Origin of the sequence: Chryseobacterium ginsengisoli (assembly GCF_039542325.1) — a bacterium.
GTDB classification, from domain to species: domain Bacteria; phylum Bacteroidota; class Bacteroidia; order Flavobacteriales; family Weeksellaceae; genus Chryseobacterium; species Chryseobacterium ginsengisoli.
On the sequence record NZ_BAABHX010000008.1, the window covers coordinates 107465 to 126401 of the forward strand.

Here is an 18937-nt window from a genome sequence, read left to right on the forward strand (position 1 = left end):
TCTTTCCTATATTTGCACCACCAAAAACGGTGATTGTAGCTCAGTTGGTTAGAGCGCCGGATTGTGGTTCCGGAGGTCGGGGGTTCGAGACCCCTCATTCACCCCAAAGTTTTGAATCCCGCTAAGGTTTTAGCGGGATTTTTTTATTTTTCAAAATAAACCATCTTGACGTTTTTTATTTCAATTATTTTCAAAAAACAGTAACTAAAAGATAGCTGTATTTAATAAGCAAAATCAGGAATATTCTAAATTTTACTATTTGCGTATATTTTGATAGTCAATTAAGAATTTATATTGAGTATTCTTGTTTCATTTATAGTTAAACTATTATTGCAAACTTACAGAAATATAGTTATTGATTTAACACACAGTTCAATAATTAAATAAACGCTTTTATTCTGTCTTAAAAAAGAAAAATATAGGCACAAAAAAAGCACCCTTTTTCAGATGCTTGTGTTTTTAAAGTATTGTTTGATTAAACTTCGTCGTCAGAATCGATCGTGAAAGATCTGCTTTTGAAGTCTTTATCATGCTTTTCTGATATTACATCCTCACCCTTCTCGTTAATGATGAAATCTGTGGATTCATTAAACATCTCCTGAAAACTCTTAAAATCTTCCTTGTAAAGGTAAATTTTATGCTTCTCGAATGTAGCTTCTCCATTCTCTCCGAAATTCTTCTTACTCTCAGTAATTGTAAGATAATAATCTCCTGCTTTCGTCTCGCGCACATCAAAGAAATAAGTTCTTCTCCCTGCTTTTAACACCTTCGTGAAAATTTCATTTTCATGGCGTTCCTTGTATTCACTCATTGTTAGATATTTTTTAATCTTGTTAAGAACAAATATAAAAGTTTTCTTTTAATCACAAAATTTTTTTTATGATTTATTTAACATTTGTGAACGATTCTGCTATGCAGTTATGGAATCGGTAATTTCAGTCAGGTTGAGGATTTTATCGGCCCTCTGAGCGCTAGACTCTCTGTGTGTGATGATTATGGATGTTGCGTTATGGATTTTTCTGTCGATATTTTCAAGTATATTCTGTTCTGTTTCAGTATCTAAAGCAGACAGAGAATCATCGAAAATGATAATGTTCGGGTCTTTAATTAAGGCTCTTGCAATACAGATTCGCTGTTTCTGACCTCCCGAAAGCATCACGCCGCGTTCGCCAACCATTGTATTGTACTGTTCTTTAAACTCAATAATATTTTTATCAACGTCGGCAATCTTGGCATATTCAACTACTTTTCCGTGAGTTGGTTTGTCGATGGCGAAACCGATATTATTTTCAATAGAATCGGAGAAAAGGTAGCTTTCCTGAGGAATATACCCGATGAAATTTCTGTAATTTTCTAAATTATGCTCTTTTAAATTTTTACCGTCAATTAAAATTTCACCTTCAGTAGGATCAATTAATCTACATAATAATAAGGCAATTGTAGACTTTCCGCTTCCGGTTTTCCCCATAATTGCGAGAGATTCGCCCGCTTTTAAAGTAAAGCTTAAATTATCTAAAGCCCGGATTCCTGTATTTGGATACACATAAGAAACATTTCTGAATTCGATATTACCTTTGATTTCATATGTGTCGAAGTTTTTATTAATGATTTCAGATTTTTTATCCATGAATTCATTAATTCTCTGCATTGAAGCTTCTGCTCTTTGATTAACAGAAGTTACCCAACCTACCATTGAGAAAGGGAAAATCAAGGTATTGATATACATGAAGAAATCTGCAATTTTACCAATACTCAGTTCTCCTGCAATATATTTCTGACCACCGATCCAAATGATTGCAACATTCAATAATCCAATTACGAATAAAATAATAGTAAAGAAATATGCTTCAGTTTTTGCTAAATCTAATGCTTTGTCTTGATAATCGGTAACTTTTACTCCGTAATTCTTCTTAATGTAATTTTCTCTTGCAAAAAATTTCACCACACGAATTCCGGAAAAACTGTCCTGCACAAAAGTTGAAATTGCAGACTGGCTTTTCTGCATGATCTTCGACTTTTTATTAATAATCGAACTTACCTTATAAATAGCATACGATAAAATCGGGAGAGGCAACAGTGTCCAAGCCGTCATGGAAGCATCTGTTTTTACCATATAAATGGCAGTAATAACGACAAGAACGATTAAGTTGGCAACATACATTACTCCGGGACCTAGATACATTCTTACAGCAACAACGTCTTCGCTTAATCTGTTCATTAAATCTCCGATTGTTGTTTGCTTGTAATCCGTTAAAGAAAGATCCTGATAATGTCTGTAAATTTTGTTTTTCAGCTCATATTCAATTCTTCTTGAAGCAACAATAATCGTCTGTCGCATCATAAAGGTGAAAAATCCTGTTAATAAGGAACAGCCTACAATAATAGCAACATAAATTAAAACCTGATTATTGAAACCAAGATTTCCGTTCTTTGTAAGTTCATCTACAGATTTTCCTACATACTGAACTTTATATATATTAAAAAAATTGCTGGTAATGATGAATAATACCCCCCAAAATAGTAATATTTTGTGCTTCCAGAAGTAGGGGTTCAGAGTTTTTAGCGCTTTCATAAAGTTTTACAAAATTACGAAAATGTGACCACATTACGAATTTCATCAATTTTAAATTTTGTATCTTTGCGCCCATAAAAAAGCTCTTTGAATGTTAGGAAGACGACAAATCCGTGAAAAAGTGGTACAGACTGTGTATTCATACTACCAGAATCCTGTAAAATTTGATGTATTAGAGAAAAACATGTTTGCTGGAATAGAGAAAATCTATTATCTCTATATTTATCAGCTGAATTTTTTGGTTTCTCTTAAAGAACTGGCAGAAAATCAGATTGAGATTGGTAAGAACAAATATCTTAAGTCTGATTCTGATATTAATCCTAACCAAAAATTCATCAATAATCAAGTTTTAATTAAGCTGGAAGAAAACCCTGAGAGATTATTTTTCACAGGTCAGCACAAGGAATTGAAATGGGATTTGCATGATGATCTTTTGGTAAAGACTTTTCAGAGAATGGCAGCAGGAAAACGTTATCAGGATTTCATGAAAGAAGAAGGATATTCTTTTGAGGAAGATCAGAAATTCATTGGTAAATTATTTTTAAGATACATTGCTGAAAATGATGATTTCCATGATTATCTTAGTGATAAAGAACTTTCTTGGTACGACGATATCCACATTGCAAATTCAATGGTTCAAAAAACAATTGGTTTCCTGAAAGAAGATGAAGAAAGCAGAACTTTAATTAAAATGATTAAAGATGAAGAGGATAAAACTTTTGCCATGAAACTTTTGCGAAATACTTTGGACAGTTGGGAAAACAACGAAAAAAAGCTTTCAGAAAGACTGGAAAACTGGGATCTGGAAAGAGTTTCTTTGATGGATAAAGTTATTTTATCAACAGCTATTACGGAGCTTGACAATTTTCCTTTTACGCCTTCAAGAGTTATTATTAATGAATATATCGAGATTGCAAAAGTTTTCGCAACAGACAGATCAAATATTTTCATTAACGGAATTTTAGATAAATACTGTAAAGATTTAAATAGAATATAAAATTTTAAATATGAAAAAGACGTTATCAATTATCGCTTTGTCTATCATAGGTTTTGGTTTGGTTTCTTGTAAAAAAGAAAATAAAGAGGTTGCTGGCAAAGAAACTGTTGCTACAGATTCTACGGCTACAACTGCTGCTCATGCAGATCCTACTTTGGCTCCTGCTTCAACAGAGACAGCTGATCCTGCATCAAACCAACCATTAACAACAATTGCTCTTGCTGAAAACAGCTTCGATTTTGGAAACATCAAAAAAGGAGATAAAGTAGAGCACATTTATGAAGTTACGAATACAGGAACCAATCCATTAGTAATTTCTGAAGTAAAACCTGGATGCGGATGTACTGCAGGTGACTTTACAAAAGAGCCAATCTTACCTGGTAAAAAAGGAAAAATCACGTTGCACTTCGATTCTTCAAACTTCGACGGAAACGTAAACAAATATGCGGATGTTTTTGCTAACGTAGAAAAAGCTCCAATTAAATTAACATTCACGGCAAATATTCAACCATAATATGAATCTATTATCAATCTTTTTGCAGGCAGCTCCAGGTGGAGGATCATCTCCAATGATGCTTATCATGATGGGAGTAATGTTTGTAGGTTTTTATTTCTTAATGATAAGACCTCAACAGAAAAAGGCAAAACAAGAGAAAAACTTTCAGGAAACTTTGAAAGTGGGAACCAGAGTAGTGCTTACTTCAGGACTTCACGGAAGAATTGCTCAAGTTCAGGATGATGGTTTTGTAATCGAAACATTATCTGGGAAACTAAAGTTTGAAAAAGCGGCTGTTTCAAGAGAATTTACAGAAAACCGTTTCGGAGATAAAGCAAAAGCTACTGAAAAAACAGAAGACAAAAAAGAAATCGAAACAGAGAAAAAATAATTTTTCTAGTTTTTAAAATATTTCGTTTCGGCGGGGTGAGCAAAGCTCACCCCGCCGAAACTTTTTATATTATTCTCACTGTCATTCAGAACGAAGCAAAGCGTAGAGAAGAATCTATCTTAATAATTTTAATTTCTTATTTAAAGCCTCAAGAGATTTAATAGATTTCTCCTTCGTCGAAATGACAAATTTTCGTTTAATTATATGCTTTAATTTATCTTTGCTCTATGAATCAAAACACAAACAAAACCGTTCTCATTTTAGGCGCAAATTCCGATGTCGCGAAACAAAGTATTAAACAATACATTCAAAAGGGATTTTCAGTTATTGCAGCTTCGAGAAATACGAAATCATTGGAAGAATTTGTTCACGAGAATAATTTCAATTCAAAAGTCACAATTTTAAGTTTTGATTCTGTAGATTTTGACTCTCATCAGAAATTTTATGATCAACTTCCCGTAAAACCTCATATTGTAGTTTATGCCGCAGGATTTTTAGTTGATAATGAAAAAGCTTTAAGAGATTTCAAAGGTACTCAACAAATGATGATGGTAAATTATATGGGAGCTGTTTCTATTTTAAATATTATTGCGACAGATGAAAGCAATAAGAATTTAGAAAGAATCATTGGTTTATCTTCACTTTCGGGTGTGAGAGGAAGAAAAAGTAATTTTGTTTACGGAAGTACAAAGGCGGCTTTTACGACTTATTTAGCTGGATTGAGACAGGAATTAGCTTCAAGAAATATTAAAGTCAATGCTTTGGTCATTGGTTATATCCGAACAAAGATCAATGAAGGTTTAGAATTGAATGACTCTTTAATTATGGAACCTGATTATGTGGCAAAATTTATTGTAAATGCAGGAAATTCGTTCACTATTGTTCCGAATTTTAAGTGGAAAGTGATTTATCTGATTTTGAAAATATTGCCGGAAAGTCTGGTCGCAAAACTTCCTTAAATCATAATAATGAATGATCAATTTTTAGAAATTAAAACTTATATTGATAATATTAGCTCCAATGACAGTTCAGAAAATTTTGAATATGATCATTATCCTTTTTTAAAGAATATTTTAGAAAGTTTAACTCCAAAACAACATGATGATTTTGTGAAAGAGGTTTTTAAATGGGCAGATTATCAATTATGTTTTATTGCAGATTTTTTAGATTCTACAGATTATGAATTAGAAGGAAAATATCAATCTTCATATGTTTTTTGCGAGTGTTTTTCAAAAATTAATGATGTTGAATATCTTAGATATATTTATATTAATTTAGAAGTATATTTAATGCAGAGAAAATTTTTCAAGAATGATTTAATTTTGTCGATTGATGATATCATTAATAATTTATATTTATTAGTCAATCATTTAAGAGATGAAAATAGCATTGATTTTTGTTTAAAAATGATTGAAAATTTAAATGATTAATTTTATTCAACATCCTGCAACAATTCCAACGCCTTCATCATATTAATTCCCTTTCCCAAAACAGGCTTAAATAAATCGCCTCTTTCTTTAATTCTTTCCAATGCATTATGAATATTAAAATCAGTCGGTTTTAATCCTTTTTTCAATTCTTCCCATTCCAAAGGCATCGAAACGGAAGCACCTTCTTTTGGACGTAAACTATAAGCACTCGCCAAAGTCTGCCCAGTTCTGTTTTGAAGATAATCCAAATAAATTTTCTTATCATCACGTTTCTGTAAACTTCTTTCTAAAGTCGTAAGTTTTGGCAATTTTTCATTGACTTGCTTCATGAGAATATTCGCGAAATCTTTCACCTGGTCAAAATCATATTTTCCACCCATCGGAACATAAATATGAATTCCCGTACTTCCGGAAGTTTTACAATATCCTTTAATTTTTATAGATTCTAAAACTTCATTTACTTGTAAAGCGGTTTCAATCACATCATCAAAGGTATTTTTCTTCGAAGGATCCAGATCCAAAACCAGATAATCAGGATGTTCTAAATCGGGAAGTGAGGAGTTCCACGGATTCATATCAATACAGCCTAAATTGTTCAGATAAGCTAAAGTTGCCTTATCGTTGCAGTAAATATAATCGATGTACTTGTCGTTGGATTCGGAATAAACCTGGGTCGTTTTTATCCAATCAGGAATATTATCACTTGCATCTTTCTGATAAAATCCTTGCTCTTCAATTCCATTAGGAAAACGGTTTAAAGAAAGCGGACGGTTTTTCAAATGTGGTAAAATATATTCTGCAATCGACTGATAATATTCTATCACATCGCCTTTTGTAATTTCATCTTTTGGAAAATAAATTTTATCCTGATTAGTTAGTTTTACATTGTGTTTATTCAACGTGATTTCCTTTTCTTTTTCGGAAATTTTTGTGCTTTTTGTGGGAGTTTTAGCTTTCATTTCTTTAGGTTTTTCGTTTACATCTTCAGGGTTTTTATCCTCACGAATTGCCACAAAAACAGGATGGCGGAAGATTCCGTCTTTGGTAATTTCAGAGTATTTTATTTCACAGACCAATTCGGGTTTTGTCCATGTTACAGGCGAGTTCGTTTTTGGAATTGTTTCAAACGGTGAAGTTTTTATAATTAATTTTTTCAGTCTTTCATGAAGCAGATTCAATGATTCTTTATTAAAACCAGTTCCTGTATGTCCGGAATAAATCAATTTTCCGTCAATATATTTTCCTAAAATCAAGGCTCCAAAACCTTCTCTTGTTCCGCGAGGTTCTGTAAATCCACAAATTATCACTTCTTCTGTGTTGGTGAATTTTATTTTCAGCCAATCCGTAGTTCTGTGATTTTCTACATAAAGACTGTCGGATTTTTTAGCAATCATTCCTTCCAGCTTCATTTTTTTCATTTGATTAAAAAATTCAATGCCTTTTTCGGGAACGTGATCGCAATATTTGATAACATCCGTTTCAACCAAAGCTTCTTTTAAAAGTTCTTTTCGCTGAATTAAAGGGATTTCTTCAGTCGAATGACCATTAAGCCACAAAATATCAAAAACCTGATAAGTCAAGGCTAAATCAGGATTTTCACCAATCTGTTGAAGCAATTGAAAATTGGGTCTTCCGTTTTCATCGTAAGCAACAATTTCACCATCCAAAATCATTTTATGTTTCTGATTTTCGAAATCCTGCGACACTTTTTCAAATTTTGACAAAAATGAAATTCCGTTTCGGGAGTAGAAGAGAGGTTGTTTTTGGCTGAGATCTGCAATAGCGCGATAACCGTCCCATTTTATTTCGAAAATCCAGTCTTCATCATTGAATGCTTTTTCAAAAGGTTTTGCAAGCATCGGTTTGATGAAATTCTCTAATTTTTTTTCGTCTACTAAAGAATTGAATCGTTGAAATTTTGGTTTTGTTTCAGAAGTTATGACTTCTTTTTGCTGTTTTTTAGGCTTTTTTTTTCCTCTAAAAATTTGGTGACCTGAGAGTTTTTGGCTGTATTTTCTTCCGCATCATACTTTTCTTCAGCAAAATCATCTTTATGTTTAATAAGAAGCCATGCGTTATTTTCGGCATTTTTCATTTTAACCAAAGCAAATTCACCTTTCAGTTTTTTGCCGTGCAAAATGAATTTTAATGAACCTGATTTTAATTCCTTTAGCAATTCTTTTTCATTCGAAAGTTTACTGTTTTGATCCAAAGGTTCGTAAGTTCCGCTGTCCCACACTTCCACTTGTCCCGCTCCATAGTTTCCTTCCGGAATATTTCCCTCAAAATCTTTGTAATCGTAAGGATGATCTTCCACCATCATAGCCAAACGTTTGTCTTTTGGATCTAATGAAGGACCTTTTGGAACTGCCCAACTTTTCAGAACGCCTTCCATTTCAAGTCTGAAATCATAGTGAAGTCGTGACGCAGCATGTCTTTGAATCACAAAAATAAGTTGGTCTTTACTCTTTTTTGTTTTTCCTTTCGGTTCGCTTGTTTCGTCGAATTTCCGTTTTTCGTTGTAATCTTTGAGAGCCATTATGATGCGTTTTTGGATTTGGTAGTCTGTAAACTGGCTTTTAATTGTGCCATCAAATCAATCACTTTACCCTGTTTTGCGGGTTCTGACTTTTTAAGTTTTACGGTTTTACCTTTTGCTTTTTTCTTAATGATTTTAAGCAATTCTTCAGAATAGGTATTTTTGTAAAAAGTCGGGTCAAATTTTTCAGATAACTGCTGAATAAGATTTTTTGCCATTTTCAATTCGGCAGGCTTCGGAGCTTTTTTCTCCGGAATTTTTAAATCTGTATAATCTCTGATTTCCTGAGCAAAACGTAATCTGTTTAGCACCAAAACTTCGTCATTGTAAGGGCGAATCATTCCGATTGCTTCACTGTCACGAAGAACGAAAGTTCCGACACCGACCATTTTTGTTTCGGATAAAGCTTTTATCAAAAGTCTGTAAGCGTTTTCTCCGTTTTTCTGAGGCTCAAGAAAATAAGGATTTTCAAAATAAACACTGTCGACTTCCGCTTCTTTTACAAAATGTTCAATAGACAATATTTTCGATTTTTCGGGGCTTGCTGCAGCATAATCTTCATCATCCAAAACTATGTATTTGTCGTCCATGAGATAACCTTTCACTATGTTTTCCCATTTGACTTCTTTGCCTGTTTTTTCGTTGACTCTTTTGAATTTAATATTCGAAAAATCAGACTTATCAAGCATATCCAAATCCAATTTACTGGTTTCCGTGGCAGAATAAATCTTTACCGGAATATTGACTAAACCAAAGCCAATGGCGCCGTTCCAAATTGCTTTCATTGTACTTTATTTTGAGTAAAATGTACAATGATTGTGCCGAGCGATGAAAATTTGCTAAATGTGGTATATAATTAAATTTTCTTGAATTGAGGTTTTGCTTCAAAATGTTTAAGAGTTTTTATTTTGAATTTATTTCTCTATACATCAGAACTTTATCAATGTAATAACCGTAATTGAATGAAACAATCTTGGAATGATTTTCTTTAAGCAACTTTTTATCTTTTAAATATTTTCGCCATTCCCAAGCTCTGTCTGATGGTGGACAAATATACATTCCTGCAGAATTACAAAGTTTATCAGGATATCCTAATGTTGTATTTTGATCTAGTTCTAAAAGCTTAATGACAGAACCAACTTCATTTTCAAGTTCTTCACTACCTGTGAAAGGAGTTACGATATTGAATTTAAGAATTTCATAAATTTTATCATAATTTATATTCCCGTCTTTATTTTTATAGTCGATTCCTGCAAGATCAAGATAATATCTATAAAGTTCCTTTTCGGTGTGTGATTTATATACGGATAAAAATTCGTCTCTTATTTTTTTATCTTTCCAGTTTTTGATCATAAAAAATCCAAAATCCCTTTCAAAAAGCGAATATTTGTCTTTATATCCGTTTTCCTTAAAATTCAATTTTTCTAAAACCTGGAGAGCTTCCGGAATTTGTGAATAACCAATTTTTGAAAAAAGTTTTAAAATACCATATTCAAAATCATCATTATCTTTTGCTGTAATCCTCAATTTTTCAACTTCGGCGTTTAGATCAACTTTCTGGCTGTTAAAATTTCCGTCAAATGTTTTTTTTGGATCTACGGGATAATCAAAATTTTTCAGGCACATTTTCTTTGCTTTTTCTATTTGAAAAGTGATATCAGGATCTTTAGATGTAATTTTATCTAAAAGTTTTATTCCGTCATTTCCGTTTCCTGTGAATTTGAAAAGATAATAATTAAGATTACCATTGATACCAATTCTGCTGTATAATAAAGATTTTTTAAGGTACAATGTCAATTGGTTTTCATCGTTGATAATTTTATCCCAGTTTTCGGTATAATAAATGTCTAGGATTCGGGAAACAGATTCAGACAATTCAGGTCTTTTTTCATAGATCAAAGACCAATATTCCAAAGGAGCTAAGTCTTGTAAAGTCAGATGATTTATTAAATAATTTTCATATTCTCTTCTTTCTTTAAAAGAGATTTCGGAGCTTAATTTTTCAATATGTGTATGAAGATCTTTTGTTCCCTGAAAATCAATATTGTTTTGTTTATAATAAGATGTAAGCTGAGATAATCCACTTAGAAATCTGAACGGGAAAATTGGGAGTGAAGAATTTGTTCTGTCAAGAAAATTTCTGCTTTTTTCTGCACAAATCTCATTTACTCTTTTGATATCGCTTTGAGAAAGTTTAATAAATGTGTTTAGAGCAATAGAATCGTTCTCGTTGTAAAGATCTTCAAAAAGATTCGCAATATTATCTGTTTTTTGAGTTTTTAAAGATTTGTTGATAAAATAATGTAGTGAACTGTCCCAAACAAAGTTTTTGTAATTTTTTGAAAAATAAATGAGCAAATTTAAAATGGCATTATTATCAAAATTAAAATCTTCAGTATCCCAGACTCTGTAATCATTTCTTCCTACAGAACTAATATCTTTATGCGACAAAATTTTTAAAAGATCCAAAAAATCTTCTTCATTTCTGTTGTAGACATTAAATTTATCTCTTCGACGATATAATTCTTCGCAAATTTTTACAAGAGATTCAGGATTATTTTGTTTTATTAAAAAATCAATGCTCTTTGCTTTTACCCAATCTTTATTTAAAATTTCCGAACGTCTCTTAGTAATTTTCTGAAGTTTTGCAATCGGCAATTCCCTAAATTCTACGAAATCTTTTCTGGCATTAATTGGCGTTATGTAAAATGTTTCTAACTCTGGATAATATTTTATTTTATTTTTATTCTTGTTTAAAAAATCAGAATAATTTTCAGCACTTTTTATTTCTGTGAGATTAATTGCAGTTTCAGGAAACATAAAATTTTCTTCAACGGCTCGCTTTGCAAGATAAGATTCTTCTGTTTCCAGATAATGGTGTCCCAGATTCTCAGAGAGAATTTTTTTACTGTCAAAGTAAGGAATTAATTCATATAAAGCCTTGCTGTCACCTTTTTCAATTCTTAATTTTAATTTATAAATCTCACTTTCGGAATATTGTCCTTCTGCGTATTGACAATTAAAGAGATTGATGAAAAGTAGAAAGAGTAGTGGTATTAGTTTTTTCATAATAAAAAAGCGGAGAAAAATCTCCGCTTCTAATTTATGCTTTTAAATTTAATTTCAGCTCCAATTCATCGAGTTGTTCGTTAGCAATTGCAGCCGGCGCATCAATCATTACATCTCGTCCTGAATTATTTTTCGGGAATGCAATATAATCTCTGATCACTTCGTTTCCATCCAAAATAGCTACCAAACGGTCAAATCCGAAAGCCAAACCACCGTGAGGAGGTGCTCCGTATTTAAACGCGTTCATTAAGAATCCGAACTGAGCTTCTGCTTCTTCTTTCGAGAATCCTAATAAATCAAACATTCTTGATTGTAAATCTTTATCGAAAATTCTGATCGAACCACCGCCGATTTCGTTTCCGTTCAACACCATATCGTAAGCGTTGGCTCTTGCTTTTCCAGGATCAGTTTCCAATAAATGGATATCTTCCGGTTTTGGAGAGGTGAAAGGGTGGTGCATTGCGTGGTAACGTCCGCTTTCTTCGTCAAATTCTAATAACGGGAAGTCAACAACCCAAAGTGGAGCAAAAACGTCTCCTTTTCTTAATCCCAAACGATTTCCAAGCTCCATTCTCAAAGCAGAAAGCTGGGTTCTTACTTTGTGCTCGTTTCCAGAAAGGATTAACATTAAATCGCCTTCTTTTGCGCCGAATTTCTCGATGATTTTAGCTAAATCTTCCTCATTGTAGAATTTATTCACAGAAGAAGTTTTTACTCCATCATTCTGGAATTTAGCCCAAACCATTCCTGAAGCCCCGATTTGTGGTCTTTTAACCCAATCAACAAGCTCGTCGATTTGTTTTCTCGTATAATCTGCACATCCTTCAACATTGATTCCGACAACCAATTCTGCGTCATCAAATATTTTGAAATCTTTTCCTTTAACTAATTCATTCAATTCAATGAATTCCATTCCGAAACGGATATCCGGTTTATCATTTCCGTATTTCTGCATCGCATCCGCGAACGTCATTCTTGGAAATGTTCCGAATTCCTGACCCGTAATATCTTTAATCAACGTTTTCGTCATTCCTTCAAAAACATTCATCACATCTTCCTGTTCTACAAAAGCCATTTCGCAATCGATTTGTGTAAATTCCGGCTGTCTGTCAGCTCTCAAATCCTCATCACGGAAACATTTCACAATCTGAAAATATTTATCCATTCCACCAACCATCAACAATTGTTTGAAAGTCTGCGGAGACTGTGGCAATGCGTAAAACTGTCCCGGATTCATTCTGCTAGGTACAACAAAGTCTCTTGCTCCTTCTGGAGTAGATTTGATTAAAACCGGAGTCTCAACCTCGATAAATCCTTCATCAGAAAGATAATTTCTAACCTTTTGCGCCATTTTGTGACGGAAGATCAATTTATCTCTTACCGGAGCTCTTCTGATATCCAGATAACGGTATTTCATTCTTAATTCTTCACCGCCGTCCGTTTCGTCTTCAATCGTGAAAGGCGGAAGTTGAGATTCATTAAGAACTTCTAATTTTTCAACTAAAATTTCAATTTCTCCTGTTGGAATATTAGGGTTTTTGCTTACTCTTTCGATTACTTTTCCTGTAACCTGAATCACAAATTCACGACCCAATTTTTTTGCATTTTCCATTAATTCTGCTGAAGAACGGTCTTGGTCGAAAACCAACTGAGTAATTCCGTAACGATCTCGAAGATCTATCCAAATCATAAATCCTTTATCACGAATGGTTTGTACCCATCCTGACAGTGTAACTTCTTCATTAAGATTTTTCAGAGATAATTCTCCGTTTGTGTGCGATCGAAACATAATTATTTGTTTAAAGTTCAATGTTTAAGACCCAAAGTTTTGAGTCTTTAATTTTCGTTTGCAAAGATAAGATTTTTGAAGGTTTTAGAAACAAAAAAACTTCCCGAAGGAAGTTTTAAAATATTATTTATTGAAATTTTTACAAAACTATTTGAATTTATTTCAATAGGATTATTTTTTGATAAATTTAGAAGAGAACCTTCCGTCTTTATTTTCTAGTGTTAAAATGTAGTTTCCTTTGATAAGTGATGAAACATTTACTCCTTTGCTTCCATCTACATTGTCTTTAGATATTATTAATCTTCCTTCAGAAGAATAAATATTCATTCTACCGGTTGCATTGAAGTTTATAATATCATCTGCAGGATTTGGATAGCAAACTATACTCTTGGTAAGTTTAACTTCTTTTGTTCCTAAAACAGTACTTTCAATATAAACAGCATTTTTAAAAGCCGGGCCCCAAACTCCTTGGTTATCTTTTACTCTTACATTAAAGATATGAAAACCTATTGGCTGAGCAATTGGGATGTTGTTTTGTAAAATATTTTCAACAGCATTATCAAAGCTGCCATCTACCGCTGTTAAAACAGTTGCATTTCCTTCTCCCGGATCTGCATCCCAAAAATATTCTGCATTGGTAAGATTTACCGCTCCTGTGATAGAAGGTGTTCCGGTATGAATTACATTTTTAAAAGTTGGTCCCCATACCCCTTGGTTATCTTTTATTCTTACATTAAGAACATGAAAACCGGCAGATGCTGGAATCGCAATGTTATTTTGCAAAATATCTTCAATAGCATTATCAAAATTACCATCCAAAGCTGTTAGTGGATTTGCACTTCCTTCTCCTGGATCTGTATCCCAAAAGTACTCCGCATTATTTATTTTTACTTGTGCTTGAAATAAAAATACAAATAACGAAAAAGCACATATAAATATCTTTTTGTTCATTGTTATCATATTTTTATTACTTAGAAATTCCCGTTGCTTCAGCTTGGATAGTAGTAGTTCCTTGGTAAACTCTTCTAGGTGTATTTAGGAACATTACTCTTGGTTTATTTCCGGCATTATTTGGCCAATAATTCATCCATGAGTTTGATCCCCCCAAAGGACCTATATCGTTTCTAGTAAGATCCAAATCCTGATATTCTTCATCCGGCAATCCGGCATTAACAACGGCACCAGTTGCTGTTCCTGTGCTTAAATTTATTGAATAAGCACTATCATAAAAGTTGTTATTTGAGATGTCAACTCCGCTAGAATTAAATGGATTTGCAGGGCACAAGTTATTGTTTGCAATAACAGTTGGGGCAGAAGAGGCATTAATCTCGTAATAACTGGGGTTCGGGCTTCTGATAATATTGTTAGAGATATTGATAATGCCTGTTGATGATGCTGAAATATTTATTGTATGACGAGCATAGCTTGGGTCATTATGATTCGAAGAAAAACGATTGTTAAAGATAAGATTTGTTGATCCAGTTTTAATAGAGCTTATTTCAAGAACTGGTAAGATTGTAGTATAATTCAGATAATAAATAGTACAATCATTGTTGTATATTTTTAATGGGTAGCTAGTGGTAGTAATAGCTATGGAGTTTAAAGATGCCCCATTATAATATAAAGAATTTGCAATAATTTGAACATCGGTTGTAGCTAAAGGTGCCGCATCGTCAGTTAATTTAACAGTTTCTATTGTATTTGCTGTAATTTTTCCATGTACAAAATATAAATTTGCACAATTGCTTTGGGATACATTGGCCGTGACATTTTTAGAATTGTCTAAATCAATGTTCTGATCTACAGTACAATTAATTATATTTACAGTAGCTCTTCCGCCGGATAAGGTTACGCTTGATGTAGCAATTGAACTTTGAAAAGCATACATGTTGTTGATTGTAACTACTCTGTTTACCGCAGGAACGATAGAAATAGTCCCCTGAACATAATACTTATTAAAATTAATTTCAGAAGCAAAAGTAAGAGATTTGTTAATCGTAAGATTCTCTAAGTAAGGAATATTCCCTGTTTTAGGTCTGATGATAATACGATCACCATCATTAGCTGCAGTTATTGCTTCAGAGATTGTGGCATAAGCTCCTCCAGCTCCCAAATCACGGACATATAGGTCGGCTGCTTTAATTTTTCCAAAACTCATTATGCACATCAATGCACAAAGGAAATAATTTGTTTTCATGGATTAAGTTTATTTTTTTAATTAGTCGGCGAAAATACATAAATGTTTTTTATAACAAAAATTAATTTATTGTAAACATAATAGCAACAACAGAGATGTTGTTGCTATTATTGGGTAAGTGTTTGAAAGACAATATAAGTGGTAGGTTTAAAATAAATAATTTTATTATTAACAATTACCAGTGATGATTTATAATTTTTGACAATTAGTTTTTAATCCACTCAACTGCCTTCTCCAATACTTCATCTTTATTATTTTTAATTCCGTCAACAGTTGGTTTTACTTCTACATCAGGAACAATTCCTATTCTCTGGGTTTCTTTTCCGTCGGGATAATAAACTCCGATTCCGCTGATCATAGTTGAAATATTTCCCGGAAGTTTTATATCCGAAACATTTCCGTCTGCTCCTGCAGTTGTTGAGCCAAAAACTTTTGCATTTGGAGCCGTTCTAAAAGCCATTGTATGATATTCTGCGCTGCTTTGAGTGGTTTCGTTTATTAAAATTGCAATTTTCCCCTGATAAGAACTTTTTCCTTCTCCCGGAATTTTTTGGGTTGGAGTAAAGGTGAAAAGTCCTGGTTGACTGCTATCAGTGTTTGTAAATTTTACAAATTCAGTTAAGTTGGGTTTTAATAATCTTCCCATTTTAATGGTCACAAAATCTGAGGGATAGCTTCTGAAATCTATGACAAGTCCTTTTGTATTTTTAATTTGATTAAAAGTTTCATCAAGTTTTTTAGAATCAACGCTTCCCATGTAAACATAAGCTACATTATTATCAAGCATTTTGAAGAAATCTTTTGCTTCTTTTTTATAATTAAGCTGAGGAAATGTATATGTTTTTATCGTTTTACTTTCTTCTTTTCCGTTTCTTGAAAACTTAATATTTATCGTTTCAGAGTTGCTGTTTAAAAGATTAGAAGCAATATTTCTTAACTGAGTCGGATAGTTTGAAGCCGGAGTATATTTTAATCTGTTTTTTACAATATTATCGATGCTTTCACCATTGATTTCTGTGATGACATCTCCTTTTTGAAGACCGCTTTCCTTCCCTAAATCATCATTGTAAAAATCATTAACAACCGCTTTATTTTCGGCAAAAGTTAATTTTACCGGAGAATATCTTTCGCCAAAATATTTTGTAAGAGCTTTATTGTTTCCCCAAACTCCAGCGTGTGTATCATGAATTCTTGCGATGATTTCTAATGAAGCAAGAGTGTATTCCGTTTCGTCTTTTGCATTTAAAAATTTTGGAATAAATTCAGTTAGAACTCCTTTCCAGTCTTCATCGATGAGGTTTTTATAAGGAAAATAATACTGAATGATATTCCAATATCTGTATAATGACAACAGACGGAAACCTTCATCCGGATAACTCATGTTTTTGTAAGCATTTTCATTCTTAAAATCAGGATTTCCGACACCACTGAAGAAATCTACATAATAATTTACTTTCGGTCTTTTAGCGTCTTTAAGTTTTAAAAGCTGATCCATTAATTCTTGTGAAAATCCTGAATTTGTTATCCATTCAAGGTCAGGCTTTATTTTTACATCTTTTGGCTCGGAATTTTTTACAATTTGAAATTTCCCTAAGTTTTTAATCCAATCCGATAGAATTTTATCTCTCTGATTCGCAGAAACTCCGGCAATTTTTGGATAAATTCTAAAAAATTCATAATCCCAATTGTAATTTCCTTCCGCAACACTTGGATGATAATATTTAAGATAACCCCAGATTAAGCCTAGTTTTTTAAGGTTTTCTACATTATTTTTATCAAGGTTGATGTTGGAAATTTTTGAACCGTTATCAAATTCTTTATCCGAATTTACTTTGTTTATTTTCTGTTCAAAGATTTTAGCATTTTCAATATCTTTTCCGTCAACAGTGATTTTCAGATTGTCGATCCACACTTTTCCTTTTCCGGTTAATAATGCTCCGAAAACAATTTTATCTGTTTTTCCCGGTGACATTTCAAGGGTTACTTCGTACTTTTTCCAGTCGTTTGTTCCTTTTAATCCTTGCTTATTCATATTGTCAAAGCCGATTTCGGGATCAATTCTCAGCCAAAGTCCTGCAAAACCATTGGAAACATTTTCAGTTTTAATGTAGCCGGAAAGTGTAATTTTTTTACCGGCATAATTTTGGGGTAATGTGTACATTAAGCCTTTAAAGCCTTTTTCTGGAGCGTCAATAAGGATTGATGTTGTTCCTTCCTGTTTTTCTTTGGTGTCAGCAAATACTTTTGCAGAGCTGTCTCCGATGATTTTCCAGATTTTTGGAAAGTTGTTTTCAGTACTTTCGAAATTAAGATTTTCGATTCTGTTTTGAGCAAAAGAAGTCATGCCCAAAAATGCTAATGGGATAATGAAATAATTTTTCATGAGTGATTAAATTTTTTCCAAATCTAATGAGTTAGATATGTTGTTTATGGTATATGATTTTGGTTTTAAGATAATTTATAAGCTTTGGTAAGAATTTTAACAAATTATTTTAAGTAAAAATCTTAAAGAATCTTAATCTTTTACGTATTCCAAGATATCTCCGGGTTGACAATCCAAAGCTTTGCAGATAGCTTCCAATGTTGAAAGTTTCACCGCTTTTGCTTTTCCGGTCTTAAGAATGGAAAGATTGGCTTGTGTAATGCCTATTTTTTCGGCAAGTTCCTGTGACTGCATTTTCCTTTTCGCCAACATGACGTCTACGTTGATTATTATTGGCATAATTTAAATTGTTAAATCTACTTGTTCCTGAAGTTCCAGTCCTTTTTTGAAGAATTCGACGATGAATAATATTAAGGCTCCGAAAAATAAGAATATTATAACGGAATATGTTGCTGCAAATATATTCTTTGTGGCAAAAGGAATTGTAGCCAATGTAATTGCAGTATAAAGAATATTAAGCCATCCGAATCTTTTCAGCCAAAGTAAAGCATCGGCATTGAATACGTTTTCTTTACTGATTTCTCTTAAAAATTTATAACTGATATAAAAAAACAATGTTATAAATATGAATCCGAAAATATGATTGAGAACATTTCCCAGGTTAAACATTCCTGTAAGAACATTCAGATCAGTGAAAGGGACGAAAAATTTAAATTTTATCATATTATCTAAAGGTATAGTCCATTGATTTCTAGACCAACCAACGTCTGTTCCGATGATAAAAAAATCTGAGAGAATATTATTTCCTGTTTTAAAATTATAAAAAGAAACAGTAAACCCGATCATGATATAAATAAGTTGAACAACAAAAAGAACAGCCAGAAATAAAAGCAGATAACTGATATACTGTGAAAGAGAATTTTTTCCGATAATTTTCATGAGTTTGTTATTTTTATTATTGCAAATGTATAAATAATTATTGTTTTACGATAAATAATTATTAAAATTTTATTACTTCTTTTTTTGAAGTTCATAAAAAATGTCTTGAGAAAGGTGTTCAAAATCTTTTTTCAT

17 protein-coding genes and 1 tRNA gene are annotated in these 18937 nt (G+C 32.5%); 6 read left to right on the forward strand and 12 right to left on the reverse strand.

Annotation, left to right across the window (positions count from 1 at the left end):
• Nucleotides 1–29: 29 nt before the first annotated feature.
• Nucleotides 30–106, forward strand: a tRNA-His gene (locus ABD940_RS19645).
• A gap of 369 nt (nucleotides 107–475) precedes the next feature.
• Here ABD940_RS19645 and ABD940_RS19650 read toward each other — a convergent pair.
• Nucleotides 476–811, reverse strand: coding sequence for a DUF3276 family protein (locus ABD940_RS19650; protein ID WP_027375472.1), 336 nt, complete (start codon nucleotides 809–811; stop codon nucleotides 476–478).
• A gap of 99 nt (nucleotides 812–910) precedes the next feature.
• A complete protein-coding gene (locus tag ABD940_RS19655; RefSeq protein WP_345207702.1) occupies nucleotides 911–2572 on the reverse strand; it encodes an ABC transporter ATP-binding protein in 1662 nt (553 codons plus the stop codon).
• 91 nt (nucleotides 2573–2663) lie between these two features.
• On the opposite strand from ABD940_RS19655, the gene nusB reads away from it, so the two are divergent.
• The 5 genes from nusB to ABD940_RS19680 all read left to right on the forward strand — a co-directional run bounded on the left by nusB (nucleotide 2664) and on the right by ABD940_RS19680 (nucleotide 5886).
• Nucleotides 2664–3569, forward strand: coding sequence for a transcription antitermination factor NusB (nusB, locus tag ABD940_RS19660; protein ID WP_345207704.1), 906 nt, complete (start codon nucleotides 2664–2666; stop codon nucleotides 3567–3569).
• Nucleotides 3570–3579: 10 nt separating this feature from the next.
• Nucleotides 3580–4083, forward strand: coding sequence for a DUF1573 domain-containing protein (locus ABD940_RS19665; RefSeq protein ID WP_345207706.1), 504 nt, complete (start codon nucleotides 3580–3582; stop codon nucleotides 4081–4083).
• 1 nt (nucleotide 4084) lies between these two features.
• Nucleotides 4085–4456, forward strand: a complete 372-nt coding sequence (gene yajC / locus ABD940_RS19670; protein WP_345207708.1) for a preprotein translocase subunit YajC — start codon at nucleotides 4085–4087, stop codon at nucleotides 4454–4456.
• Between the two features lie 227 nt (nucleotides 4457–4683).
• A complete protein-coding gene (locus ABD940_RS19675; protein ID WP_345207710.1) occupies nucleotides 4684–5415 on the forward strand; it encodes an SDR family NAD(P)-dependent oxidoreductase in 732 nt (243 codons plus the stop codon).
• Nucleotides 5416–5424: 9 nt separating this feature from the next.
• The gene (locus tag ABD940_RS19680; RefSeq protein WP_345207712.1) at nucleotides 5425–5886 is read left to right on the forward strand and encodes a hypothetical protein; all 462 of its coding nucleotides are present in this window, start codon (nucleotides 5425–5427) and stop codon (nucleotides 5884–5886) included.
• A gap of 2 nt (nucleotides 5887–5888) precedes the next feature.
• On the opposite strand, the gene ligD is transcribed toward ABD940_RS19680, so the two are convergent.
• The 10 genes from ligD to ABD940_RS19730 all read right to left on the reverse strand — a co-directional run bounded on the left by ligD (nucleotide 5889) and on the right by ABD940_RS19730 (nucleotide 18802).
• Nucleotides 5889–7745: a DNA ligase D gene (gene ligD, locus ABD940_RS19685; protein WP_345207714.1), complete on the reverse strand. Its 1857-nt coding sequence runs from the start codon at nucleotides 7743–7745 to the stop codon at nucleotides 5889–5891.
• Between the two features lie 77 nt (nucleotides 7746–7822).
• The gene (locus tag ABD940_RS19690; protein ID WP_345207716.1) at nucleotides 7823–8425 is read right to left on the reverse strand and encodes a DNA polymerase ligase N-terminal domain-containing protein; all 603 of its coding nucleotides are present in this window, start codon (nucleotides 8423–8425) and stop codon (nucleotides 7823–7825) included.
• Nucleotides 8425–9210 (reverse strand): non-homologous end joining protein Ku, encoded by a 786-nt coding sequence (ku, locus tag ABD940_RS19695; protein WP_345207718.1) that lies wholly within the window; start codon nucleotides 9208–9210, stop codon nucleotides 8425–8427. Before ku ends, ABD940_RS19690 begins: the two co-directional genes overlap by 1 nt.
• Before the next feature lie 118 nt (nucleotides 9211–9328).
• On the reverse strand, nucleotides 9329–11494 hold the full coding sequence (locus ABD940_RS19700) for a hypothetical protein (protein WP_345207720.1): 2166 nt from the start codon (nucleotides 11492–11494) through the stop codon (nucleotides 9329–9331).
• 34 nt (nucleotides 11495–11528) lie between these two features.
• Entirely contained in the window at nucleotides 11529–13283 is a 1755-nt protein-coding gene (gene aspS, locus ABD940_RS19705) for an aspartate--tRNA ligase (RefSeq protein ID WP_345207722.1), read from the reverse strand.
• A gap of 171 nt (nucleotides 13284–13454) precedes the next feature.
• Nucleotides 13455–14234 carry a T9SS type A sorting domain-containing protein gene (locus tag ABD940_RS19710; RefSeq protein WP_345207724.1) on the reverse strand — a complete coding sequence of 260 codons (780 nt, stop codon included), beginning with the start codon at nucleotides 14232–14234 and terminating at the stop codon, nucleotides 13455–13457.
• Between the two features lie 16 nt (nucleotides 14235–14250).
• Nucleotides 14251–15480, reverse strand: a complete 1230-nt coding sequence (locus ABD940_RS19715) for a right-handed parallel beta-helix repeat-containing protein (RefSeq protein WP_345207726.1) — start codon at nucleotides 15478–15480, stop codon at nucleotides 14251–14253.
• A gap of 205 nt (nucleotides 15481–15685) precedes the next feature.
• Nucleotides 15686–17863, reverse strand: a complete 2178-nt coding sequence (locus ABD940_RS19720; protein ID WP_345207728.1) for a S41 family peptidase — start codon at nucleotides 17861–17863, stop codon at nucleotides 15686–15688.
• 132 nt (nucleotides 17864–17995) lie between these two features.
• Nucleotides 17996–18202 (reverse strand): helix-turn-helix domain-containing protein, encoded by a 207-nt coding sequence (locus ABD940_RS19725; RefSeq protein WP_039365153.1) that lies wholly within the window; start codon nucleotides 18200–18202, stop codon nucleotides 17996–17998.
• Between the two features lie 3 nt (nucleotides 18203–18205).
• A complete protein-coding gene (locus tag ABD940_RS19730; RefSeq protein WP_345207730.1) occupies nucleotides 18206–18802 on the reverse strand; it encodes a DUF2975 domain-containing protein in 597 nt (198 codons plus the stop codon).
• Nucleotides 18803–18937 lie beyond the last annotated feature (135 nt).